Source organism: Proteiniphilum sp. X52 (assembly GCF_003712195.1).
Taxonomy (GTDB): Bacteria; Bacteroidota; Bacteroidia; order Bacteroidales; family Dysgonomonadaceae; genus Proteiniphilum.
In genome coordinates this window covers 199,656-221,455 of record NZ_RDSD01000001.1, presented here as the reverse complement: position 1 = coordinate 221,455, position 21,800 = coordinate 199,656, and the positions used below count along the sequence as shown (strand labels likewise).

The 21,800-nt window shown below is 46.2% G+C and carries 18 protein-coding genes and 1 pseudogene; 16 read left to right on the top strand and 3 right to left on the bottom strand.

Going from position 1 to position 21,800, the window contains the following annotated elements:
- Positions 1-3: 3 nt before the first annotated feature.
- Both D7D25_RS00705 and D7D25_RS00700 read right to left on the bottom strand, forming a co-directional pair.
- A complete protein-coding gene (locus tag D7D25_RS00705; RefSeq protein WP_122967052.1) occupies positions 4-810 on the bottom strand; it encodes a hypothetical protein in 807 nt (268 codons plus the stop codon).
- Between the two features lie 82 nt (positions 811-892).
- Positions 893-2,317, bottom strand: coding sequence for an ATP-dependent RecD-like DNA helicase (locus tag D7D25_RS00700; RefSeq protein ID WP_185140190.1), 1,425 nt, complete (start codon positions 2,315-2,317; stop codon positions 893-895).
- A gap of 116 nt (positions 2,318-2,433) precedes the next feature.
- Here D7D25_RS00700 and D7D25_RS00695 point away from each other — a divergent pair, with 116 nt between their 5' ends.
- From D7D25_RS00695 to D7D25_RS00675, 5 genes are all read left to right on the top strand, one after another.
- The gene (locus D7D25_RS00695; RefSeq protein ID WP_122967050.1) at positions 2,434-3,138 is read left to right on the top strand and encodes a hypothetical protein; all 705 of its coding nucleotides are present in this window, start codon (positions 2,434-2,436) and stop codon (positions 3,136-3,138) included.
- Between the two features lie 20 nt (positions 3,139-3,158).
- Entirely contained in the window at positions 3,159-3,974 is an 816-nt protein-coding gene (locus tag D7D25_RS00690; RefSeq protein ID WP_122967049.1) for a DUF3822 family protein, read from the top strand.
- Positions 3,965-4,498, top strand: a complete 534-nt coding sequence (locus D7D25_RS00685) for an RsmD family RNA methyltransferase (RefSeq protein ID WP_122967048.1) — start codon at positions 3,965-3,967, stop codon at positions 4,496-4,498. The genes D7D25_RS00690 and D7D25_RS00685 overlap by 10 nt, the downstream gene beginning before the upstream one ends.
- 281 nt (positions 4,499-4,779) lie before the next feature.
- Entirely contained in the window at positions 4,780-6,123 is a 1,344-nt protein-coding gene (mgtE, locus tag D7D25_RS00680; protein WP_122967047.1) for a magnesium transporter, read from the top strand.
- Positions 6,124-6,210: 87 nt separating this feature from the next.
- The gene (locus tag D7D25_RS00675) at positions 6,211-8,274 is read left to right on the top strand and encodes a TonB-dependent siderophore receptor (protein ID WP_122967046.1); all 2,064 of its coding nucleotides are present in this window, start codon (positions 6,211-6,213) and stop codon (positions 8,272-8,274) included.
- A 99-nt stretch (positions 8,275-8,373) separates the two neighbouring features.
- On the opposite strand, the pseudogene D7D25_RS00670 reads toward D7D25_RS00675, so the two are convergent.
- A pseudogene (locus D7D25_RS00670) lies at positions 8,374-8,514 on the bottom strand (aspartate dehydrogenase); the annotation flags it as partial.
- A 95-nt stretch (positions 8,515-8,609) separates the two neighbouring features.
- On the opposite strand from D7D25_RS00670, the gene D7D25_RS00665 reads away from it, so the two are divergent.
- The 11 genes from D7D25_RS00665 (at position 8,610) to D7D25_RS00620 (ending at position 21,728) form a co-directional block, all read left to right on the top strand.
- The gene (locus D7D25_RS00665; protein ID WP_255417119.1) at positions 8,610-9,143 is read left to right on the top strand and encodes an RNA polymerase sigma factor; all 534 of its coding nucleotides are present in this window, start codon (positions 8,610-8,612) and stop codon (positions 9,141-9,143) included.
- A 458-nt stretch (positions 9,144-9,601) separates the two neighbouring features.
- Positions 9,602-10,783, top strand: coding sequence for a FecR family protein (locus D7D25_RS00660; RefSeq protein WP_122967045.1), 1,182 nt, complete (start codon positions 9,602-9,604; stop codon positions 10,781-10,783).
- A 130-nt stretch (positions 10,784-10,913) separates the two neighbouring features.
- A complete protein-coding gene (locus D7D25_RS00655) occupies positions 10,914-14,486 on the top strand; it encodes a SusC/RagA family TonB-linked outer membrane protein (protein WP_122967044.1) in 3,573 nt (1,190 codons plus the stop codon).
- A 21-nt stretch (positions 14,487-14,507) separates the two neighbouring features.
- Positions 14,508-16,253: a RagB/SusD family nutrient uptake outer membrane protein gene (locus tag D7D25_RS00650; protein ID WP_122967043.1), complete on the top strand. Its 1,746-nt coding sequence runs from the start codon at positions 14,508-14,510 to the stop codon at positions 16,251-16,253.
- 25 nt (positions 16,254-16,278) lie between these two features.
- Positions 16,279-17,217: a hypothetical protein gene (locus D7D25_RS00645; RefSeq protein WP_122967042.1), complete on the top strand. Its 939-nt coding sequence runs from the start codon at positions 16,279-16,281 to the stop codon at positions 17,215-17,217.
- 76 nt (positions 17,218-17,293) lie between these two features.
- Complete coding sequence (locus D7D25_RS00640; RefSeq protein ID WP_158602501.1) at positions 17,294-18,421, top strand: metallophosphoesterase; 1,128 nt, start codon at positions 17,294-17,296, stop codon at positions 18,419-18,421.
- Positions 18,422-18,459: 38 nt separating this feature from the next.
- Positions 18,460-18,612 (top strand): hypothetical protein, encoded by a 153-nt coding sequence (locus tag D7D25_RS17900; RefSeq protein WP_158602500.1) that lies wholly within the window; start codon positions 18,460-18,462, stop codon positions 18,610-18,612.
- A 93-nt stretch (positions 18,613-18,705) separates the two neighbouring features.
- Positions 18,706-19,380, top strand: a complete 675-nt coding sequence (locus tag D7D25_RS00635) for a nucleoside recognition domain-containing protein (RefSeq protein ID WP_122967040.1) — start codon at positions 18,706-18,708, stop codon at positions 19,378-19,380.
- Between the two features lie 37 nt (positions 19,381-19,417).
- Entirely contained in the window at positions 19,418-19,873 is a 456-nt protein-coding gene (locus D7D25_RS00630) for a nucleoside recognition domain-containing protein (RefSeq protein WP_122967039.1), read from the top strand.
- A 125-nt stretch (positions 19,874-19,998) separates the two neighbouring features.
- Positions 19,999-21,105 carry an amidohydrolase gene (locus D7D25_RS00625; protein ID WP_122967038.1) on the top strand — a complete coding sequence of 369 codons (1,107 nt, stop codon included), beginning with the start codon at positions 19,999-20,001 and terminating at the stop codon, positions 21,103-21,105.
- A gap of 65 nt (positions 21,106-21,170) precedes the next feature.
- Positions 21,171-21,728 (top strand): RNA polymerase sigma factor, encoded by a 558-nt coding sequence (locus tag D7D25_RS00620; RefSeq protein ID WP_122967037.1) that lies wholly within the window; start codon positions 21,171-21,173, stop codon positions 21,726-21,728.
- The last annotated feature ends 72 nt before the right edge of the window (positions 21,729-21,800 follow it).

Genomic DNA, 21,800 nt, shown 5'->3' with positions numbered 1-21,800 from the left:
CACTCACTCAAATCCCTTTTTGATAACCAGGAGAAACTCCTTTACCGTCTGACTTTCAAAATTCCAATTCAACTCTTTCTTCAAGTAATTTTCAGCTTCGTCAAAACTACCCAAGCCGTTCAATATCTCCATAACCCTATTCATCTCCTGGCGATTGTTATTGAAGAGTTCCCTCTGGAACAAAAAACGATCGTTGAGACTGATTCCTCGTTTCAAATCCAGTAAAGCAGGAGGAGCCTGAATCATATCATTCAATGAGCGCGCCACCCGTTTTTCCTCTCCGTTCTGTTCCGGAAGAACTTGCGCCACTTCCACGGAGGGGGGAACCTCTTTGCTGATTCGCGGATCCCGGTATTCAGGCAGGATGATTCTTTCTGTAAAACCGGCTCTTTCTTGTTCCATCACCATCTCATCCATCCCTGGCGAAGGATATTCCGGCGATTCAGAATCCTTTGGTTGCCCTGAGCCTTCCGATCGACCTTCGTAATGGGTTTGTTCTGAATACTCCGGTGGGCCTGCATCATCCGGCGTGGTTTGTTGTACCTCCTGATCCACTCCCCTGACAGCATTACCCCGCGCATCCGACTCTGACAGGAATCGCACCAGCCGCTCCATCTGCTGCTTCATCTCTCCGATCTGCATCAGTTCCAGTTCATGGAGCGACCGTGAAATCTTCTCTATCCGGTCGAAAGAGGAGCTGAAAAAAGAGAAGGGCAACGTGTCGCTTTCCCGGACTGAAAGGAGCCGTTGTTCCAACAATTTGAGATCGCCCAAAAGCTGATCAATATATTCATTTCTTTTTTTCGACATCTGATATTCTTTTTGCCGGTGATTTCCATTACACGCTCACTTTGAGCAATGTTCCGATCTTTACAGCTTACAAAAGTAATCATTATTTGGAAAGCTCCACAAAATTATCCGGCAAATTCACAAGAAATAACTTGCGGGAGCTCCGGGTGATAGAAGTGTAAAGCCAGCGATAAAAGTTCTCACCCATATAGGATTGTTGGATATATCCCAGGTCGAGGAATACATTCTTCCACTCTCCGCCCTGCGCCTTGTGACAGGTGACAGCATATCCGTATTTCACCTGCAAGGCATTGAACCAGGGATTTGCTTTCACCTTCTTGTATTTTTGCTGTTTACCCGGTATGTCGGCATAATCCTCCATCACGTTGAAAAAGAGCCGATCACTCTGTTCACGCGTGAGTCCCGGAACCTCGGTATGCAGCACATCCAAAATGATTTTCGCCTCAAATTCAATTTCATAATCACGATGATACAATAACACATTACAGAATCTGAAACCATACATCTCTTCCTCACCCCTGACGCGCTGGACCTCCACAAATTCACCGTTGGCCAGAAAGTCGGGATCCTCGAAATTGTCCACCCAGAAATAGTTGTTTTTAGTAATCATCAGGATGTCCCCCGCGGAAATCTCCTCCTCACGGTACAGCACCCTATTCCTGATCCCGTTATTATAGGCATTCACCCGCTTATTTGAACGGGAAATAACAATAGTCTCCTCCATGCCCTCCTTCTGGTAAGCATCGGATATCTCGTCGATCAGTTCTGTTCCTGTAATACGTACCACATCCGCAAAGCCCTCCACCTTCAGTTTCGGATACTCTTCCGTCATCTGCAATCTCAACGCGTTCCTGAGTATTGTGGCATTGTACAGGATACCCGACTCTTCCTCCTGGCGCACGATCTGGGTCAGGGTCGCTTCCGTCACCTCAAGCGAATAGGAACGCAACACATCCCTGTCCAGCGCCGGGCTATTCTCCTGATTGACAGGCGGTAACTGAGCGCTATCCCCTACAAACAATATCCTGCATCCCTGGGCGGAATAAACATATTCTATCAAGTCGTCCAGCAATCTTCCCGTTCCGAAAATAGAAAAGTCGGGCGATTCATTGCTGATCATCGATGCTTCATCCACAATAAAAAGCGTATGTTTGTGCAGATTCTCAGAAAGGGAAAAATGAGGTGATCCCTCCGCGAATTTCTGTTGACGGTATATTTTTTTATGAATAGTAAACGCTTGTTGGGATGCGTAACCCGAAAAAACTTTCGCGGCCCTCCCGGTGGGTGCCAGTAAAACGGCCCTTTGTCTGAAGCCGGTCATCGTCTTCACAAGACTCCCGATAAGAGAAGATTTTCCCGTGCCCGCGTATCCTGTAAGTAAAAAAATATGATCGTCGATCCCTGAAAAAAGAAAACCGGCAAGCTTTTCCAAGGCTTTCATCTGGTCGTCCGTGAAGTGAAACGGGAAATTCTCGCTGATTTTCTCAATAAAAAACCGATTTACCATTTTTTTTGGTATTTTTTCCCGTAAAAGTAGCACAATTATCATTCTTTTTCTAAATTTGTAGTCTAAAATCAGAAAATCAGAATTTAAACAGTATAAATATTAAAAAGGAAAAGTCCATGAAAGTTGTAATGAGAGTGCTTTTAGCAGTAGCCATTATTCTTCTGGCTTATGTTAGCTGGAGAAGTATCCAAGGACAGATTGATTTCGATGCCGAAGTGGCAAGACGAGACAGGGAAGTAATCCAGCGCTTGGTGGATATCCGTACAGCGCAAGTCGCTTTACGTGCCCAGTCCGGATCTTACACAGCCAGTTTTGACACGCTGATCCAGTTCATAAAAGATGGAAGAATCGCTACCGTGGTAAAAGCAGGAGATCTCACTGAAGCTCAGTTGGAAGCAGGCATGACAGAGGTAAAAGCCATGCAAATCATCAATTCAGGGAATGAAAAAGCCATAAGGGCCGCGGGGCTTTGGGATGAAACAAAAAATGCTCCTCAGTTGGTAAGAGACTCTATCTACTCTCCTACCGTTCAGGTTTTGTATCCGAATCGCCGCAATTTCATTCCGGATTCGCTGGCATTCGTCCCCTATGGAAAGGGGGCTAAATTCGAAATGGGAGTCGATTCACTGATTACAGCATCGGGGTACCCTATCCAAGTGTTCGAGGCAAAAACACACTTTTCGGTTTACTTGGGAGATCTTGACCAAAAATTAGTGAATCAGAAAATCCAGGAAGTGCTTGATCGTCCGGGTAAAAAATATCCGGGAATGCAGGTGGGATCACTTGAAGTGGCTAACAATAATGCCGGTAACTGGGAATAAGCATCTTCCCACATCAGCGTATGTTTTTACCCGAAAATATTGATCTGGCATATTCGGAAAGATACAATTTATCCATTCGGCTCTCGCCGAATGGATTTTCTTTTTGTATGTATTCGCCGGGAGACATCTCTATTTTTCATTTTCAGGAAACCGGGCTAAGTGGGAAACTCTCCTATATAGACAACATCAAAAAACTGATCTTTGACCTTGGTTTTTTCAGCCAGACTTTCAATCAGGTAACCGTTACTGTCGTTTCCCCTTTTTATACGCTTGTGCCCGAAGCTTATTTTGAAAAGAAGCGGATGGACGAGTTGTTCCGGTTCAATTTTCATGAAACGAACGGTGTTATTCTTACAGATAGAACTCCGGAAAATGATCTCAGGACTCTTTTCAATATAGATGAAGAGGTGCATTCATTCCTTTCGCGGAATTTATGGAATCCTGCATTCCACCACCACTCTTCTATTCTTATCGGTCTGTTCACATCCCACAGCGCTGATGAAACCGGAAAGAGTTGCTTCGCCGATTTTCACGACAAATATGTCACTATAGTTTGTTTCTCGGGAAACCGGCTGCTCTCCACCAATACGTTTCTGGCAACGGATCCTCATGACGCCACTTATTTTATCGCGAGTGTGTGGGAAAAACTCAGTTTCGACCAATCTACCGACAGGCTTTTTCTTTCCGGCGATATCGATTCCCAAAGAGCGACGACAGACCTGCTCAGAAAACTGATTCGACGGGTGGAGCAGGTGGAACTGAGTCCGAAGGTGATATTGACAGAAGAGCAAAAGAGAACGCTTCCCACTGACATATTGGCTGCCTTATGCGTATAATCGGAGGAAAATACAAATCCAGACGTATTCAGGTTCCACCAAATCTGAAAGCCCGTCCTACAACCGATTTTGCCAAAGAAGGACTTTTTAACGTTCTCAACAACCTTTTGGATTGGGAAGAAATAACCGCCCTAGACCTTTTCTCCGGAACAGGAAGTATCGCTTTTGAGTTGATTTCAAGAGGATGCGCCTATGTGGTGAGCGTGGAACAGAATCAAAACCATTTTAATTTCATAAACAAGGCACAGGAAAAACTCGGAACAACGGAGTTGTTTCCTGTAAAAGCGGATGCATTTAAATATCTGCAATCCCTGAGACAACAATTCGATTTTATCTTTGCCGATCCTCCTTATGACCTTCCCGACCTGGGGAAAATTCCTGAAATTATCCTCAATAAACAATTGGTCAAAGAGGGAGGATTCTTTGTGATGGAACACTCCAAAAACCACCACTTTTCACACCTCCCGCATTTCAAAGAAGAGCGGAAGTACGGGAATGTGCATTTTTCCTTTTTTGAGTTTTAGATCCCGCTTTTTCCCATAAGTCAGAGGGTATTTCCACCTTCCCGCATGGCTTTTACAAGAAAATTGCGTATATTTGTCCCCGATAAAATAACAAATTCAAGTTTCGCATGTAAGTTTGAAATGCATGCAACTAAAGCGGAGACCTTTTGTTGCAATCATACCACTTGCGAAAGTTGAGTAAGAAATTGTCAAATGGACGAAGATTCCCGAAAACATAATAACAGCAATACCTTTGACCTGTAAGGGAATACCCTCCTTTCAGGCAAAGCGGAAAGGAGAGTATGATGACAGATACCCAAATCACTTTTCAGAGACTCATACAAGAGAGGGCTTGGACTAGCCTGAAAAGGGAACTCACCAAACTCGATGTTCCAGATATCACTTACCTTATTGAGCATAGCAACCAGCTACAATCCATTATCTTGTTCCGGCTGCTTCCGGGAAAAGAAGCAAAGGAGGTCTTCCGTGAACTCCATCCCGACAAACAGGGCGAAATCATCAACGGCCTGGCACATCATGCATCGCGTCTCAGCGACCTGATGAATGATATGGATCCGGACGACCGTACAGCCCTGTTTGAAGAGTTACCCGGAAAAGTAGCCCAACAACTCATGCAATTGTTGAGCACGGAGAATCTGAAGAAAACCACACAATTGCTCGGATATCCGGAAGAAAGCATCGGGCGGCTGATGACGCCCCAGTATGTGGCCGTGAAATCACACTTCACCGTGGCAGAGACATTGCAACATATCCGCCGCTTCGGCAAGGAATCTGAAACATTGGATGTGGTATATGTGGTGGATCAACACTGGAAATTGATCGACGACCTCCCTATCCGCGATATATTACTCGCGGGTCAGGATGAAATGATAGAGAATCTGGTCGACCATAAACTGGTGGTATTAAATGCTTTCGACGACCAGGAAACCGCTGTGCAGATATTCAAGGATTACAATCGGGTAGCTTTACCCGTGGTGGACAGTACCCATACGCTACTCGGCATCGTTACGATTGATGATATTTTCGATGTGGCAGAAGAAGAAGACACGGAAGACTTCCATAAATTCGGCGCGATGCAGAATGCCGTCATCAATCCCGTGCTGGCTACCGTTTCATTTCTCTACAAGAAACGGGTGGGATGGCTACTGGTGTTGGTGTTCATGAATGTCTTCTCAGGATATGCCATGTCACAATTTGAGAATGTGATTGAAACGGTCGTTGCCCTGGTATTTTTCCTGCCCCTGCTGATAGACAGTGGAGGAAATGCCGGTTCACAATCCGCCACCCTGATGATCCGTGCCCTGGCCATGGGCGATGTTCGCCGACAAGACTGGATACGCCTGTTGAGTAAAGAACTGGCGGTTTCATTACTACTGGGTATGACTATGGCGGCAGGAGTCTCCCTGATCGCCACCTGGCGCGCTCCGGCTATCATTCCCGTGGTGGCCCTCACCATGCTCGCCACAGTGATGGTGGGAAGCATGACGGGCATGCTGCTGCCCCTTGTCTTCACCCGGCTGAAGTTAGACCCGGCTACCGCCAGCGCACCCATGATCACCACCATTTCCGATATAATGGGTGTGCTTATCTATTTTTCCATGGCTAAATGGTTTTTCGGATTGTAAATGTCATCCCTATTTCGATGATACAAACTTCCTACAAACAAAAAATTGGAATATCTTTGCACCGCATTCTTATAAAATCAAATAAATATGCGTAAGAAACAATTGAACACGATGAAGGTATTTCGTTTCAAACGATTCGCCCGTAAGTCGTACAGCGTTTTCAACAGCCTGCACAAGAGAGTTACCATCGGCGTACTGTCGGGTTGCGCGTTGATAAACGCCCACGCGGCGGCGGTGGAACCGGCGGAACGGACACATACCCAAACAACCACAGACTCCATTCCTCTGACAGAGCTGGATGAAGTGGTGGTTACCGCTTCAAAGGTCGACCTGCCATTGAACCTGGCAGCCAAGCAGGTAACCGTCATTTCGAGACAAGAGATTGAGCGGGCGCCCGTCCGCGGTATCGAAGACCTTTTGAATTATGTGGCAGGTGTGGATATCCTGCAACGCGGGCCGCACGGCGTACAGGCGGACATCTCCCTTCGCGGCGGGTCATTCGACCAGACAGCCATCCTGCTCAACGGTGTAAACCTCACCAACCCTCACACAGGACATTACACTTTTAACATTCCGGTCAACCTTTCCGATATCGAACGCGTCGAGATCGTGCAGGGGCCATCCTCGTTGGTCTACGGCGCCAGCGCCTTTTCCGGCGGCGTGAATATCATCACCCGGAAGGATACCGAATCGAACGGTTTCGCGAAACTGGAAGGCGGCATGCATGGCCTTTTCGGCGCCGAAGCAAGGGGCGCCTACAAAACGGACGGTTCACTACACAGCTTATCGGCAGGATACAAAAGATCGGACGGATATATCGCCAACAGCGAATACGACATCGCAAACCTTCTCTGGCAAAGCCGGTTCAATCTTCAAAATACCCTGCTCGATATCCAGGCAGGTTATAACCGCAAGGCTTACGGAGCCAATACGTTTTACTCGCCCTCATTTCCCAACCAGCACGACGACACGCAGGGTATGTTTGCATCCATACGTGGTGAAACCGGCGGAAAACTGAAATTTATCCCCCATATTTACTGGAGCCGCCACCATGACGAATACCAGCTCATCCGGCAAGGCACCCCGGACGTACCTGACTGGTACAAGGGCCACAACTATCACCGGAGCGATGTTTTCGGCATGAATCTCGCCATGCGGTACGCCTCGCGATGGGGTATTACCGGTTTTGGAGGCGAGTTCCGCAATGAAGGCATTTTGAGCAGTGTGCTGGGAAAACCTTTGGAGGACACCTTCGGAAAATATACTCATTCGGATAACCGAACCAATATCAGTTATTTCCTGGAGCATAACTTCATTTTCAACCACTTCACTCTCTCCATAGGCGGTTTGATGAACCATAATACGGCGGTGGTGAATAAATTCGACCTGTATCCCGCGCTGAACGCGTCATACCGGCCGTCAAGGTCGCTGACGATCTATGCCTCCTGGAACAAAGCCACCCGCATGCCCACTTTCACCGACCTGTATTACAGGGCGGGTGACCATGTGGGCAATGATTTATTGCGGCCGGAATATATTCAATCGTTAGAAGCGGGGATGAAGTATCGCAACCGCTTTCTTGGCGGCTCTGTCACCGGCTATCTCAACCACGGGCAAAACCTGATCGATTGGGAATATTCGGACGACGACAAAAAATGGCATGCCGTGAACCTGCCGGAAAATGAAAAACTTAAAACCTATGGTGTGGAAACGTCTGTTTCTCTACATCTCAGCGAGATTTTTCCTTCCGCGCAACCGTTCCGCTCACTACAGATCGGATATGTTTATCTTACGCAAGACTATGATTCCCGCAAGGAGGTCAATAATCCTGTATCGATGTACGTCCGCAATTATCTGAAACATAAATTCACGGCAAACCTCACTCATCGCATTGGCAGAAACCTGTCGGTATCATGGAATTTCCGTTGGCAGGAAAGGGCCGGGTCCTATATGCGATACGTCAACGCTGAAAAAGATGAACGGGTGGATTTCTCTCCTTTCTCCCTTTTGGACGTGAAAGCCGGCTACAAATTCCCTCGAGTGGAACTATTTGTGAATGCGAACAATATTTTCAATACCACCCATGTCGACTTTGGCAATATTCCTCAACCGGGATTCTGGTTATCGGGTGGCGCGAGTATGCGATTTTAAATTAATTTTCCAATAGTAAGAATGCAGTGTTGCTACAGGATAGCGATGGTGGCCGGCTTATGGCAGGCATCCGCGCCTGTAGCACGGGGATCACCGGGCTGCAAGCCGCTCAGCTTTTAACGCCGTCCGGGAATAGACTCCCACCAGATCATAACCGGGCAACAACCCCTTTAATAGCGCATCTGCCACAATATCGGCCAGATAACCGCATCCAACAATCACCAGTTTCTTGTTATTCATATATGCAAAGATAGTCACTTTTTGACGGAGTCGCAATTTTATTTTCTTGACTTTTTTTTATTAATTTGCAAATTATTAGCAAATGACAACTTCACGTGCCGATCTTTTCACCATATGTCAAATCAATCTATCTCAAGCATATAGACCAGTTATATGCTTATGCGTTGCATTTGGGATTCGACGAACAGGTTGCCATGGATGCCATACACGATGTTTTTTACAAACTCTGCATCAACAGCGCCTCCTTGGAAGAGATAACCCATGTGAAGTTTTATCTTTTCAGGGCACTGAAAAACAGGCTTATCGACATTCAACGGACAAACAAGGAACATCCGCAAATTTTATCCTCCGACGAGGATATCTGCGAAAACATGTCGTTCCGGCTGAACGTGACCGTTGAAGATGAGCTGATACAGGAAGAAGACCGGGAAGAAATACGCCGGAAGGTGGAAAACGTATTGAACCGGTTAACGGACCGGCAACGCGAAATTATCTACCTGCGCTATATCCAGGAACAGAGTTACGAGGAGATTGCCGAGCTTATGCGCATATCGGTCGAATCGTGCCGCAACCTCACGAGTAAAGCGATGAATAAGCTGAGAGAAAACCGGCTTGATCCTTTTATTTAAGTTTCGCTTTTGCCACCCTCGGCCGCTTGCCGGCTCGCTTACGCTCAAACCGCAAGGCCGCCCGGGATGTGTTCCACAGGTAACTGATGCTTGCGAAAAAAGTTGAATCTTCTCAAAACACAAAATGTGTTTTTTCAGACAAAAGGGATGATGTTTTTCATCTCTTTTCGTCTTTATAATACAAACCTCTTGCTGAATAAGTACAGGACAGTAAATAGATGAGATTATCCGAAACGATAAACATCTGAAATTCAATGGGAAAAATAATTCAAACGAGAACTTATAAAAGATATTTTGATTTATAACACAGAAAATGTAAATGAAACGAGCATGATAATCATTATCACACAAGATCATGACTAAAGCGATGTTGCCTCCGGTTTTGATATCAATGGAAATCGGCGATTTCGCTTCGCTCAATTCCATATGACACCATTGAAAATAAATATTTTAGTCGTATGAAAACAGACAGTTCCGGTTTTCTCCGCTTTCTTAAAGATGAAAAATTTATCGAATGGAAACTTTTCCCTTCCGATGAAATGAACGCTTATTGGAAAGATTTTTTGCAGAAACATCCCGGGGAACGGGAAAATATAAGCTTGGCAGAAGCCCATTTCCGGAATGTACGCCTATCGTCGCACAACCTCTCCGGAGAGAAAAAAGAAGAAGCGTTCAAACGGCTGGAACAATCCGTACATACCTTCCAAAACAAGAAAAAAATCCGACGTATCTCATATGTCGCCGCATGCGTCTCCGTGTTTATCCTATCGGTTCTATACGTACATGTAGTCCGTGACCCGGCAAAAGACAGCGTTATTTCCCCTGATTACATCGTAGGAAACGAATTGCAGTCCGAAGATATTCGACTTATCACCAACAACCAAACGGCCTCTTTCCAGGAAAATATCGATATCGAAATCAGCAATGCCGGTGTGGCGCGGGTTGAAACAGACCGTGAAGGCCGGAAAGATATTTCCATGGACAAGAAGAGACTCAATACCCTTATCGTTCCCTACGGAAAGCGTTCAACCCTTACCCTTTCCGACGGGAGTAAGGTTTGGCTCAATTCCGGTTCCGTGCTTGAGTTTCCGGCGCAGTTTGACGGAAATAACCGTGAAATCCGGCTGGCATCGGGCGAAATGTACATCGAAGTGGCGCCCGATAAAAAGAGAACCTTTTGCGTCCGCACCTCCGACTTCAACGTAAGGGTCCACGGCACGAAGTTTAATCTGTCGGCCTATGCCGATTCTCCAAAATCCGTTGTTTTGGTAGAAGGAAGCGTTGGCTTGCAATCCGTCGGCGGGAACGAAATAAGACTCATGCCCAACGAACAGGCTGTCTGCTCCCGGGACGGAACATTCAACACACAAAGAGTGGATGTCTCCCATTTTATCAGTTGGAGAAACGGCTATCTGATGTTCGACGATGCCCCCATGTCCGAGGTGTTGAAACAAATAGAAAGATACTACAACCTGTCGTTCAATCACGACAAGGACGTCACCTTGAAAGACCTGACGTGCACCGGGAAAATCATATTGTCGGAAAACCTGGACAATGTCATGACCACCATCGCGTTACTCACATCCACCCGATACAAAAAGGAGGACAACCGGATATATATCACCAACGAACCCGATTAAATGCATATCTGCCTATGGAAAAATGAAAATACAATACCACAAAAAAGCCGGACGATAGCGCGAATACCGTCCGACTGAATCGAATTTAATCATCCCGTTTATTAATTGACAATTAAAATCGTACAAATTTATGAATAAATATCCTATTGGAGGGAAAATTCCTCTCAATAATCACAGACATGTTGTAACAATCATGAAGGCGACCCTTTTCTTTCTGTTTTTTAGCATCTTGTTTTCGCAAGCGAGCAACGGTTTTTCACAAGAAACCGAATTCACGCTCCATCTGAAATCGACGACCATCAAAGAGGTTTGCAGAGAACTGGAAAGGAAAAGCGACTACCGGTTTATTTTTGCGGGTAACGCGAACAAAACGGCGAATAAGCGCATAGACGTGAACGTCAACTCGCAGAGTGTCGAAAAAATACTGGATGAACTTCTTTCAGACACAAAACTCGCATACCGGATCCTGGACTATCAGGTAGTTGTTTTTCTTGATAAAAATAAGAAAATCGAAAATAAATCCGAGGAACCCGTACAAGAACAAGTAACTCAACAGCAAAAAAGACGAATAACCGGCAAAGTGGTGGATGCCCAGGGCGAACCCGTGATTGGAGCGAATATTATTGAAGCCGGGACAACCAACGGAACCGTCACCGATATAGACGGAAACTTCACCTTGCAGGTGGAAGAGAATGCGGTACTGCTCGTTTCCTATATCGGTTATCTGGCGCGGGAAATAAATACTGCCGGAAGGAGTGCTTTCAACATTACACTGCTCGAAGACACCCAGGCACTCGACGAAGTAGTGGTTATCGCATACGGCGAGCAGAAAAGATCGGCATTTACCGGATCAGCCGTGGTAGTATCATCGGAAACCATCAGCCGCCGGCCTGTTTCAAATGTCATGAGCGCCTTGGAAGGTATATCTCCGGGGGTACAGATGGAAAACTCGTCGGGCTCGCCCAACGCAACTCCCTCTTTCCGCATTCGCGGTGCCAGCTCCATCAATGCCGGCAGATCGCCCTTGATTGTTGTTGACGGAGTTCCCTACGAAAGTGGATGGAACAACATCAACCCCAACGACGTAGAGTCCGTCACCGTGCTTAAAGATGCCGCCTCCACGGCAATTTATGGCGCCAGGGGAGGAAACGGGGTGGTATTGGTAACCACCAAAAAGGCCACCCGGGATAAAAAAACATCCATCACTCTGGACACCAAACTGGCCCTTTCCCAAGTACGCCAAAATGACCTGTATGATGTCATAAATACTCCCGGAGAATTTTATGAGCTACAATATCAGGCAATGTATAACTATTACCAAAATGTGGCCGGTTATAATTCGTATGAAGCTAACCGCGCCGCCAATGAATCATGGTTGAAAAACAGCGACCAAGGAGGCTTGGGGTATCTTCTCTACACAGTACCCGATGGTGAACAGTTGATCGGGTATAACGGGAAACTGAACCCCAATGCCACCTTGGGAAGAATAGTGACCGGAACCGACGGCAGGGAATATTTCCAGACTCCTGACGATTGGGTAAGCGAGACATACAAAACGGGATTGCGTCAGGATTACAACCTGAATATCAACGGTGGCGCGGAAAACCTTTCCCTCATGGCAAGTGTGGGTTACACCAACGATGAAGGCATCACGGATGCGGCATTCTATGAACGCTATACCGGACGGTTAAACGGTATATTTAACGCGAGAAAGTGGCTCAGGCTTACGGCAAATCTCGACATGGCGGTATCCGAATATGCCAACAATATCGATTATAGCAATAATAGCAACAATATTTTTTCCAATGCAAACAGGGTAGCCCCCATCTATCCGATTTATGTAAGAGACAAGGACGGAAATTTCCTCTATGACGAAAACGGAAAAGTCTACGATTATGGTGACGGCACATACAATGACGGCATATCACGTCCGATCAATACTGGATCCAACAGATTGCAGGAAGCCCTTATCCAAACCAGAAAATATGAATCGATGAGAACGGGGTCAAAGGTGGCGGCCGATTTCATCATCATGCCCGAGTTGACCGCCACCCTTAACATCGCCTACGACCAGGTGGACAGAAGATACATCACTACGGGACAACCCTTCTACGGATCATCCAATCCCGGTGGCACCGTATCGGTCAGTGCCACTAAAAGCAAAACCATGAACCTTCAGCAACTGGTCAATTACAGCAAACGGTTCAATGACCATAATGTCAAAGTGACCCTACTCCACGAATCGTTCGACTCCAATTCATACATCCTCTCGGGCAGCAGATCCAATATGTTCAATTATTTCGACAACCAGGAACTTGCCGGAGCCATCACCATCACCGACAACGACTCCTATACCCGCAACTACCAGAGTGAAGGATACGGTGGACGCCTGTTGTACGATTATAAAAACACCTATAACTTCGACGCATCGTTCAGGCGCGATGCATCCTCCCGCTTCCACCCCGATCATCGCTGGGGAAATTTCTTCTCGTTTGGCGGAGCCTACCTTATCTCAAGGGAGGATTTCTTCAAAGTATCGTGGGTGGACGAACTGAAGCTGAAATTATCATTTGGTCAGAACGGCAACGACCAGATCGGCAATCACCGTTACATAGACACCTATAGCATTGAAAATCTGGACGGGGAAATTGCCGTCACCTTCCTGAATCGGGGGAATAAACGAATTACCTGGGAAACCCGAACCGCCATCAACACCGGCGTGGAATTTGAACTCTTTCATGGACGGCTTAGGGGTGGTGTGGATTATTACAACAACAAAACCACCGATATGCTTGCCGCCGTATCGGTACCCTATTCCCTGGGATACTCATCTTACTACGACAATGTGGGGAGTATGCGCAACAGCGGGTTCGAATTTGATCTGCGCGGGGATATTATCCGCACAAAGGATTTCAAATGGAGCATCTACCTGAATGCTTCCTTGAACAAGAGTAAAATATTGGAGCTTGCCGAAGAAAGGAAAGGTGAAACATTATATGACCTGAACGGCAACGCCGTAGCCTCGGGCTATAGTTCCGGCGGGTACTTTTACGGTGAAGGACTGGAGTTCAGGACATGGTACCTGAAAAAATTTGCCGGGATCAATGACGAAGGAAGGGCAACCTGGTATGTCTGGGACGAGAATTCCGGTGAAATATCCACAACCACCACTTATAGCACAGCTACCTACTTTGAGAGCGGAAGCTCACAACCGAAAATTTTCGGAGGTTTCGGCGGCAGTTTCTCCTGGAAAGACCTGGAGCTCACCTACGCTTTTGCCTACAGGCTTGGCGGCTACGGATACGACTCCGGCTACTCAACACTGATGACCGCCCCGTATAACGGACGTACAGGTTACAATTTCCATAAGGACGTGAGAAACTCCTGGACACCCGAAAATAAAAACAACGAATTCGCACGGTGGCAGTACGATGACCGTTATTTCACCTCGGCTTCGGATCGCTGGTTGACAAAAGCCGACTATTTAAGTTTACAGAATATCTCACTCGGGTACAGAATCCCCAGAAATCTGGTTCACCGGTTAAGGATTGAAGGGTTGACCGTTTCCGCGGGTGTGGACAACTTACTCTTCTTTTCACACAGAAAAGGGTTCGTCCCCAGCCGGGATTTTGATGGAAATGTGGACTTCGGCTATTTCCCTGCCATGAGCAGGTACATGTTGAATCTGAATTTCAAATTCTAACTAAATTAAGAAAGACGAAATATGAAGAATATATCCATTCAATTTATAGCACTCAGCACCATCCTACTCTCTTTCATCGGATGTATCGATGAATCCATCGCGACCGATTATGCCACAGGCGATCAGATCGGAGGTTCTGAAACCGCACTTGAGTCACTTGCCAACAGCACGGCCGCGTTCATGTACAGTTATAATTACTTTGGCACGTCCAGTAATCAGGAATTCGGCTATCCTGCCATGATGATAATAAGGGATGCACTCACCGACTGTCCCTATGTTACAACCAATTATAACCATTTCAACACTCCATGGGCATCCTTGGTGGATTTTTCATCCGGCCGGGCAAAACAGCCGTGGCGTTACTACTACCGCATGATACTCAATGCGAATAACACGATCATTGCGATTGGAAATCCCGAAGAGGCAACAGAAAAGATACGGCGTTTTTATGGCAATGCTCTCGTTTATCGAGCAATGGCTTATATGGATTTGATGCGGATGTACGAATACAAAAAAACAGGAGTACAATCTTTGGATGCCGAAGCCGAAAGTCGTGGAATTTATGGGTTGACCACCGTGATTATCGATGAAAACTTCGATGACAACAATGCTGAAAACAACCCCCGCGTTCCATTTTATCAAATGTACAGGTTTATCATGAATGACCTGAACAAGGCGGAAAAATACCTGGAAGGGTATAACCGGAATTCAAAGATCAGAGCCGATTTATCCGTGGTGCAGGCATATAAGGCCCGCTTGTGGCTCGAAATCGCCACCCGATTCCAGAAATACCCGCAGGATCTACAGACCCAACTCAGTCATGAAGATGACGAAGAACTGGCCATATATGACAAGCTGGGAATAACCACGGCAAATGATTGCTATCAAAAGGCGGCGCAATACGCCCGTCTGGTAATCAACAAATACAATCCCCTGTCTGAAAATCAATGGCATAGCCTGACCCACGGATTCAATGACGCCAGCGTGAATTCATGGATCTTCGCCATTACCATCAATTCAATCGATGCGGTTTACAGCCGGGTCAACAACTTCTATTCCAATTGTGTAACCGAATACTCAAGAGGTTACAGCCGTTCGCAATACCATTGCTACCGGATGATCGACAAGAGGTTGTATGACCAAATCGATGAGAATGACTGGAGGAAAGCTACCTGGATCGATCCGGCCGATGCGGGCGCCAAACCCACCCCTTCCAAATACCACACCCTTTTGGACGACACTGAATGGGCGCTAAGGGACGCCTACGTGGGTTTCAAATTCCGTCCCAACCAAGGGGATATCTCGGAAGATTATACAAACGCACTGCAGGTCGATTTCCCGATAATCCGCGTGGAAGAGATGTATTTCATCGAAGCGGAAGCCAAAGCCTATACCGATGGTTTAAATTCAGGCATGAACGCGCTTGCCTCGTTTCTTAACGCACACCGGTATAAGGACGCCTCCTATGATATCTCTCCGGAAAATGTGGAAGATTTCGTGGACAATTATCTGATCACGCAGAAAAGGATAGAGCTTTGGGGAGAGGGACTCTCCTTTTTCGATATAAAAAGGCGCGAGCTGGCCATTACCCGGGGATACAAGGGAAGCAACTGGATATCCAGTTACCGGTACAATTCCCTGCCCGGACATACGCCATCGTGGCTCAACCTATACCTGCCTAATGAAGGAGAGGCGTCGCTGAATCACGCGATAAAGCTGAATCCCGATCCTCAGGTCTATGACGTCTATGATTTATGGGTAGAATAGCTTTTTTAATTTAAAGACAACTAAAATGAAGAATATAATTGCAATTACAGCATACCTGTCCGTTATATGCGCAATAATAACGGTTATTTCGTGCGATGACAGCGACAAGTGGAAGTCCGGACCGCAACCGGCAGCCGATAATCCGGGAGTATATTTCGACAAGGATATCCCCAAAGTAATTGAATTGGAAGCCAACCAACAAGGTGTTCTAATCCAAGAGTTTGTCGCCATCAAACTGGGAAGAGACGAATCAAAAGCAGGCCCGGCGCTTCGCGTACCGGTAAGGATCCGGCATGCCGATCCCAATTTAACAGTCGCGGAAACGGCAGTCTTTGAAGCCGGAAGCGCAACGGCAGAGCTGACCATACATGTCGGGAAATTTGAGTTCAAGGAGCAATATGCCTTTTCCATTGAAATCGACGAGAATTATTCAAACCCTTATAAGGTATATGGCAACGATGAAAAAGGAGGAAGCACCCGTCTCGATGCCAAAATAGAGGTCGTCTCTCTCGTGGGAGAGGCCACGTTTACCCCCACGGATTATTCGGGTTCGAGAAAACCCGAGTTCACCCCATTTAAACACAACATCTATGACAACCGGGACGGGAGTTACACAATAAAGAACTTCCTCTATAACAATTCCGGCTATGATCTCACGTTTTCCATAGACGAAGAAAACAATATCAGGCCGTCGATTTCGAACGGATACCACGACACAGACGAAAACCGCTGGTACTTCTATTCGGAAAACTCGAGCGCCTCTTCCGCCCGCATCCCCTGTTATATACCCGGAGCCAATCCCGATGATTATGTGACATATATCTATTTCTACACGGCGGACAATCCATCATCTTATACGGCCTTCTGGCTGGACTTGTCCACCAAGACAGGCCGTATGATGGGATATTCCCGTTATTCCATTTCGTCCTCGGGGCGCATCGCCTTCAACATCTCCTGGGAATAAGAACCGCGCAGTCATCCATCAAAATCGTCGGAAGGAATGAACCTTCCGACGATTTCAAAATTTCACGTATATGCCAATGAAACCGACAAATATGATTATCGCCGTTGTTCTGTTGATCTCCGGTCATCTCATCGCGCAACCGGCGCCGGATTTCACCATCGAAGGGCATGGAGATTTATATGTGCTTCATAACACCGACAACACGGTTCGGGTCATAGCCGCCCGGAACAATGGAAACGTGCTGGATACCACACTCGTTCAACTACCTGAAAATTTAAAATTCCATTATTTCGCTGCGGCGCCAGATAGCGGCATCGATTTTGAATTCCAGCTTCACAAGCGTATCAAACACTCGTGGCGCCAGGAAAAACCGGAAAAGACCCTCGTTGTGGCGGATCTGCACGGTCAACTCGATGCCTTTGTCGCATTCTTGAAAGGAAATGGAGTTGTGAACGACAATCTGGAGTGGGTATATGGAAAGAACCAACTCCTCATTTTAGGGGATATCCTTGACCGCGGACGTAACGACAATGGAATCATGTGGTTGGTTTATAAACTGGAGAAAGAAGCGGAAGATGCCGGCGGGCGACTCGATTTTATTCTGGGCAATCACGAGGACTTGGTGCTGAGAGACGATATCCGCTACGTTCATGAGGAACACCTGATTTTTGCGGCCAAAGCCGGAATTCCATATGCAGATCTGTACGCGTCCCATTCCGAGTTAGGACGCTGGATCAGGGACAGTTATCTAATTCTCGTTGTAGGCGACAATCTGTTTGTCCATGCGGGACTGCACCCAAAGATCACCGAAAAGAAGTATAAGATAGGGGAGATCAACGAACTGGGATGGCGTTTCATCGGTATCCCGACAGAAGCCAAGAAAGAACTGCACAGAAGGAATGAACTGCTCTTTGGCGATAGTGGTCCGTTGTGGTACCGGGGCTTGGCCTCCGATGCTGAACGTCACTCCCCGCTCAAATCCGAAGATTTGGATAAAGTGCTGGAATATTATGACGCAGCGAGAATCATAGTAGGACATACCGAAGTGGATGAGGTCGACTGGCGGTACAATGGCCGGGTTATTGCGGTGAATGTACGTCACTATAGGAATTTCGGAAAGCACAGGACGGCCGGCCTACTGATTGAAGGAGACAATTATTTTACCGTAAATTACACAGGAGATAAAGTCAAGCTAAACAAATGAAAAACAGCTGATTACAGCCAGCTCTTTTTTTGCAAAAAATGCAAGAGAAATTCAGCATCAGCAAACCCGTCGTTATCGCCGATTCCGGCTTGCTCTCCAACGACAATCTGAAAGCCTTGGAGGATGAAGGCTACGAATGCATCCTCATTAACCTCCTAATGTTGAAAATTTCCCGGAAGACAAGGGGATAAAAAATCGCTTAAATCGTCCTATTAATAAAGTGATTGCCATATACTCTTTTTTCTGGTACTTCACCCATCAAAAGGATAAACAACAGATCATATATGTCAAAAAATCCAGAGTCAGGAGTCCGCAAGACAGGGGTAATTTCATTGATCTTGGCCCTGTTGTTCTTTTCGGGGATTTTCAAAAATGCTCCCATGCCTTTAAGCGCGTTTGATTTTACCAATATCCTGGGAACTTTTGGGGAGCTGGGGTATGTATCCGATGATCACGGGTTATTGGCCAAGGACTTTCGGGGTACTAACGGCGTGGGTGTCCGCGATGGATTTTTATTTTCACTCTCGTTGATACCTGCGATTATTTTTGCGCTTGGATTAATAAAAATAGTGGAAGACGCGGAGGGTCTCAAAGTAGCTCAAAAGCTGTTAACTCCGCTGCTAAGGCCCTTACTCGGACTGCCCGGAATTTGCGGCTTATCGTTGATGGTGAGCTTACAGTCTGTGGATGCAGGTGCCGCATTGACAAAAGAACTTCATGACAATGGGCAGATCAATAATAATGAACGATTGATTTACACCGGATTCCAGTTTTCCGGGGGAGGATTGATCACCAACTATTTCTCCAGTGGAGCCGCATTGTTTCCCTTTCTTCATATCCCGTTGATAATCCCTTTACTAATCGTGCTTCTATTTAAATTTTTGGCAGGAAATATTATCCGTATTTTACTCCTTTATCTCTCCCAAGAATCTCAGACAAACAGTTATTCAGACAAGTAGCAATTCAGAAAAGCGGTAATTCAAACAAGCGGTAAGAATGAGTAACAAGTATAATATATTGCAAAGTTTTGTTGATGGGGCAAGAAACGGCCTTCGCCTCGGCGTGCTGAATATGCTCCCGCATGTGCTGTTTGCATTTGCCATTATCAGAATATTGAATCTTGCCGGGTTGACAAATCTGATTGGAGTGGTTTTTGAGCCGATAATGAAGGTTTTTGGTCTACCGGGGGTTTCAGCCACTGCCTTGGTAACGGCCTTACTCTCCACAGGAGGGGGGATGGGAGTAGCGGCCTCATTAGCTCTTGACGGGCTACTCTCCGCCGGACAAATCGCAATCTTGCTGGTAGGTATAATGCTTTTAGGGTCATTGATTCAATATACCGGACGTATTTTGGGGACAATAAAAATACCAAGCAAATCTTATTTGTTACTGGTTGTTGTCAATTTACTCATTGCTTTCGCGGGCATGTTTTTCACCAAACTTTTCGTCTAGTGCTATGAATGTTCAAATGTCGGCTTTCACTGTTCATATCCTACGAACCGTAGGACCGATTCTTACGAACCCATTGACAAAACAGCCTTCACATCACACTAGTTATCTATGCAATAGGAAAATGTATGGAAAATAGAAACGAATATGTGCATACCGTTTATGACGCGTTACATCAAATACCCGAGCCCGGTTATAAAGAGTTCAAGACATCCGAATTCATTGAATCCGAATTAAAAAAATGGGGATATAAAATACACCGAAATGTGGCCAATAGCACCGGCATAATCGCGGTCCTGGACAGTAACAGGGAAGGCCCTTTTGTGGGGATCAGGGCCGATATGGATGCGTTGCCCTATCAAATGGATGGCAGGATAGAATACCGCCACACCTGCGGCCATGATGCGCACTCATCGATAGCGTTAGCTGTGGCAAGGAGCATTTACTCCTCGGGGGTTGCCCGCGGAAAGCTATATTTTATTTTTCAACCCGCGGAAGAATTGCTGACAGGAGCAAAAACAGTAATAAGCAGCGGCTTACTAAATGATATGACCCATATTATCGGCATGCATATCCGACCTTATCAGGAATGTCTTTTCGGCCAGGCCGCACCGGCGTTATGGCACTCCGCCCTGGCACGACTAAACATCAAACTTACAGGGATAACCGCCCATGCTGGCAGAGCTCATCTGGGTGCCAACCCCATTGAGACAGCCATTCTGATCGCAAATGCCATCAATACGATAAAAATCAACCCGCAGGTAAGCAGCTCTATTAATATAACCCGGGTTAACACAGGAGACAATGCGGAAAACTCACTACCTGAAGAATTAAACATGTGCATCGACGTAAGATGCGCCGACAATACAACCATGCGGACCCTTCTGGAAGAACTCAATCTACGCGTCGAATCATGCGCCAAGATAACCCGCACGAAAGCAGCATGTACCGTAAGTTGCTGTCCCGCGGCCGAGTATTCTTCGGATATGATTGATGCCGCCTCCCGAGCGATTGAAAAAGTGTTAGGAGCCGACGGGCTTGTGGAAGAAATACATACCGTGGGCGCGGAAGACTTTCACTATTACACGAAAGAGATTGGCTGCAAGGCGGCATACGTTGCCTTGGGAGCAAACGCAAAACCAGGGTTGCATCACAAAGAGATGGTGTTTGAAAGGAAAGCCTTGGATAACGGTGTCGACATTTTCCTTGAAATTATAAATACCATATTAAACTGATAAAATTCTTTATTCAATATTTTTTTACTTATTTTGCACCTCAGTAAGGAAGTTCTACAAGATCGGTGAAAAAAGAAAAAGATATCGCTTCAATTTATAACCTGTACGTGGATGACCTGTTCACCTATGGTTGCTACCTTGGTTTTGAAAGAGAGACCGTAAAAGATGCCATTCATGATGTTTTTGTGAAGGTCACCACCGATACCGGCAAGTTAGTCGACATAACAAACATGAAATTCTATCTGTTCAGATCATTGAAAAACCGACTTCTCGATATCCACAAAAATCAAAAAGAGCATATGAAACTCGAAAATATCGACTCTGCCGGAAAGATACCCTTCCAAATGGAAGTGAACATGGAAGAGCTCCTGATTGAGAAAGAGGAACAGATAAAAATAAAAACCGAGGTTGAACAATTACTCGGATCCCTTACCGACCGGCAACGTGAAATCATCTATCTTCGCTATGTGCAAGGTTACGATTACGCGCAGATTGCCGAATTACTACAGATTTCCGTCCACGGTTGCCGCAAGTTAGTCTCAAAAGCCATCCTCAGCCTGCGGGAAAAGTACGCTCTCTTTCTCCTTCTTTTGTCGTCATACCCTCCCTGTTTTAACAGTTGATAATGTTAATTTTAAAGATTTTATCAGCATCAGGGGGACAAATAAAAGTTGGAATCGTCTTAATAGTATAAT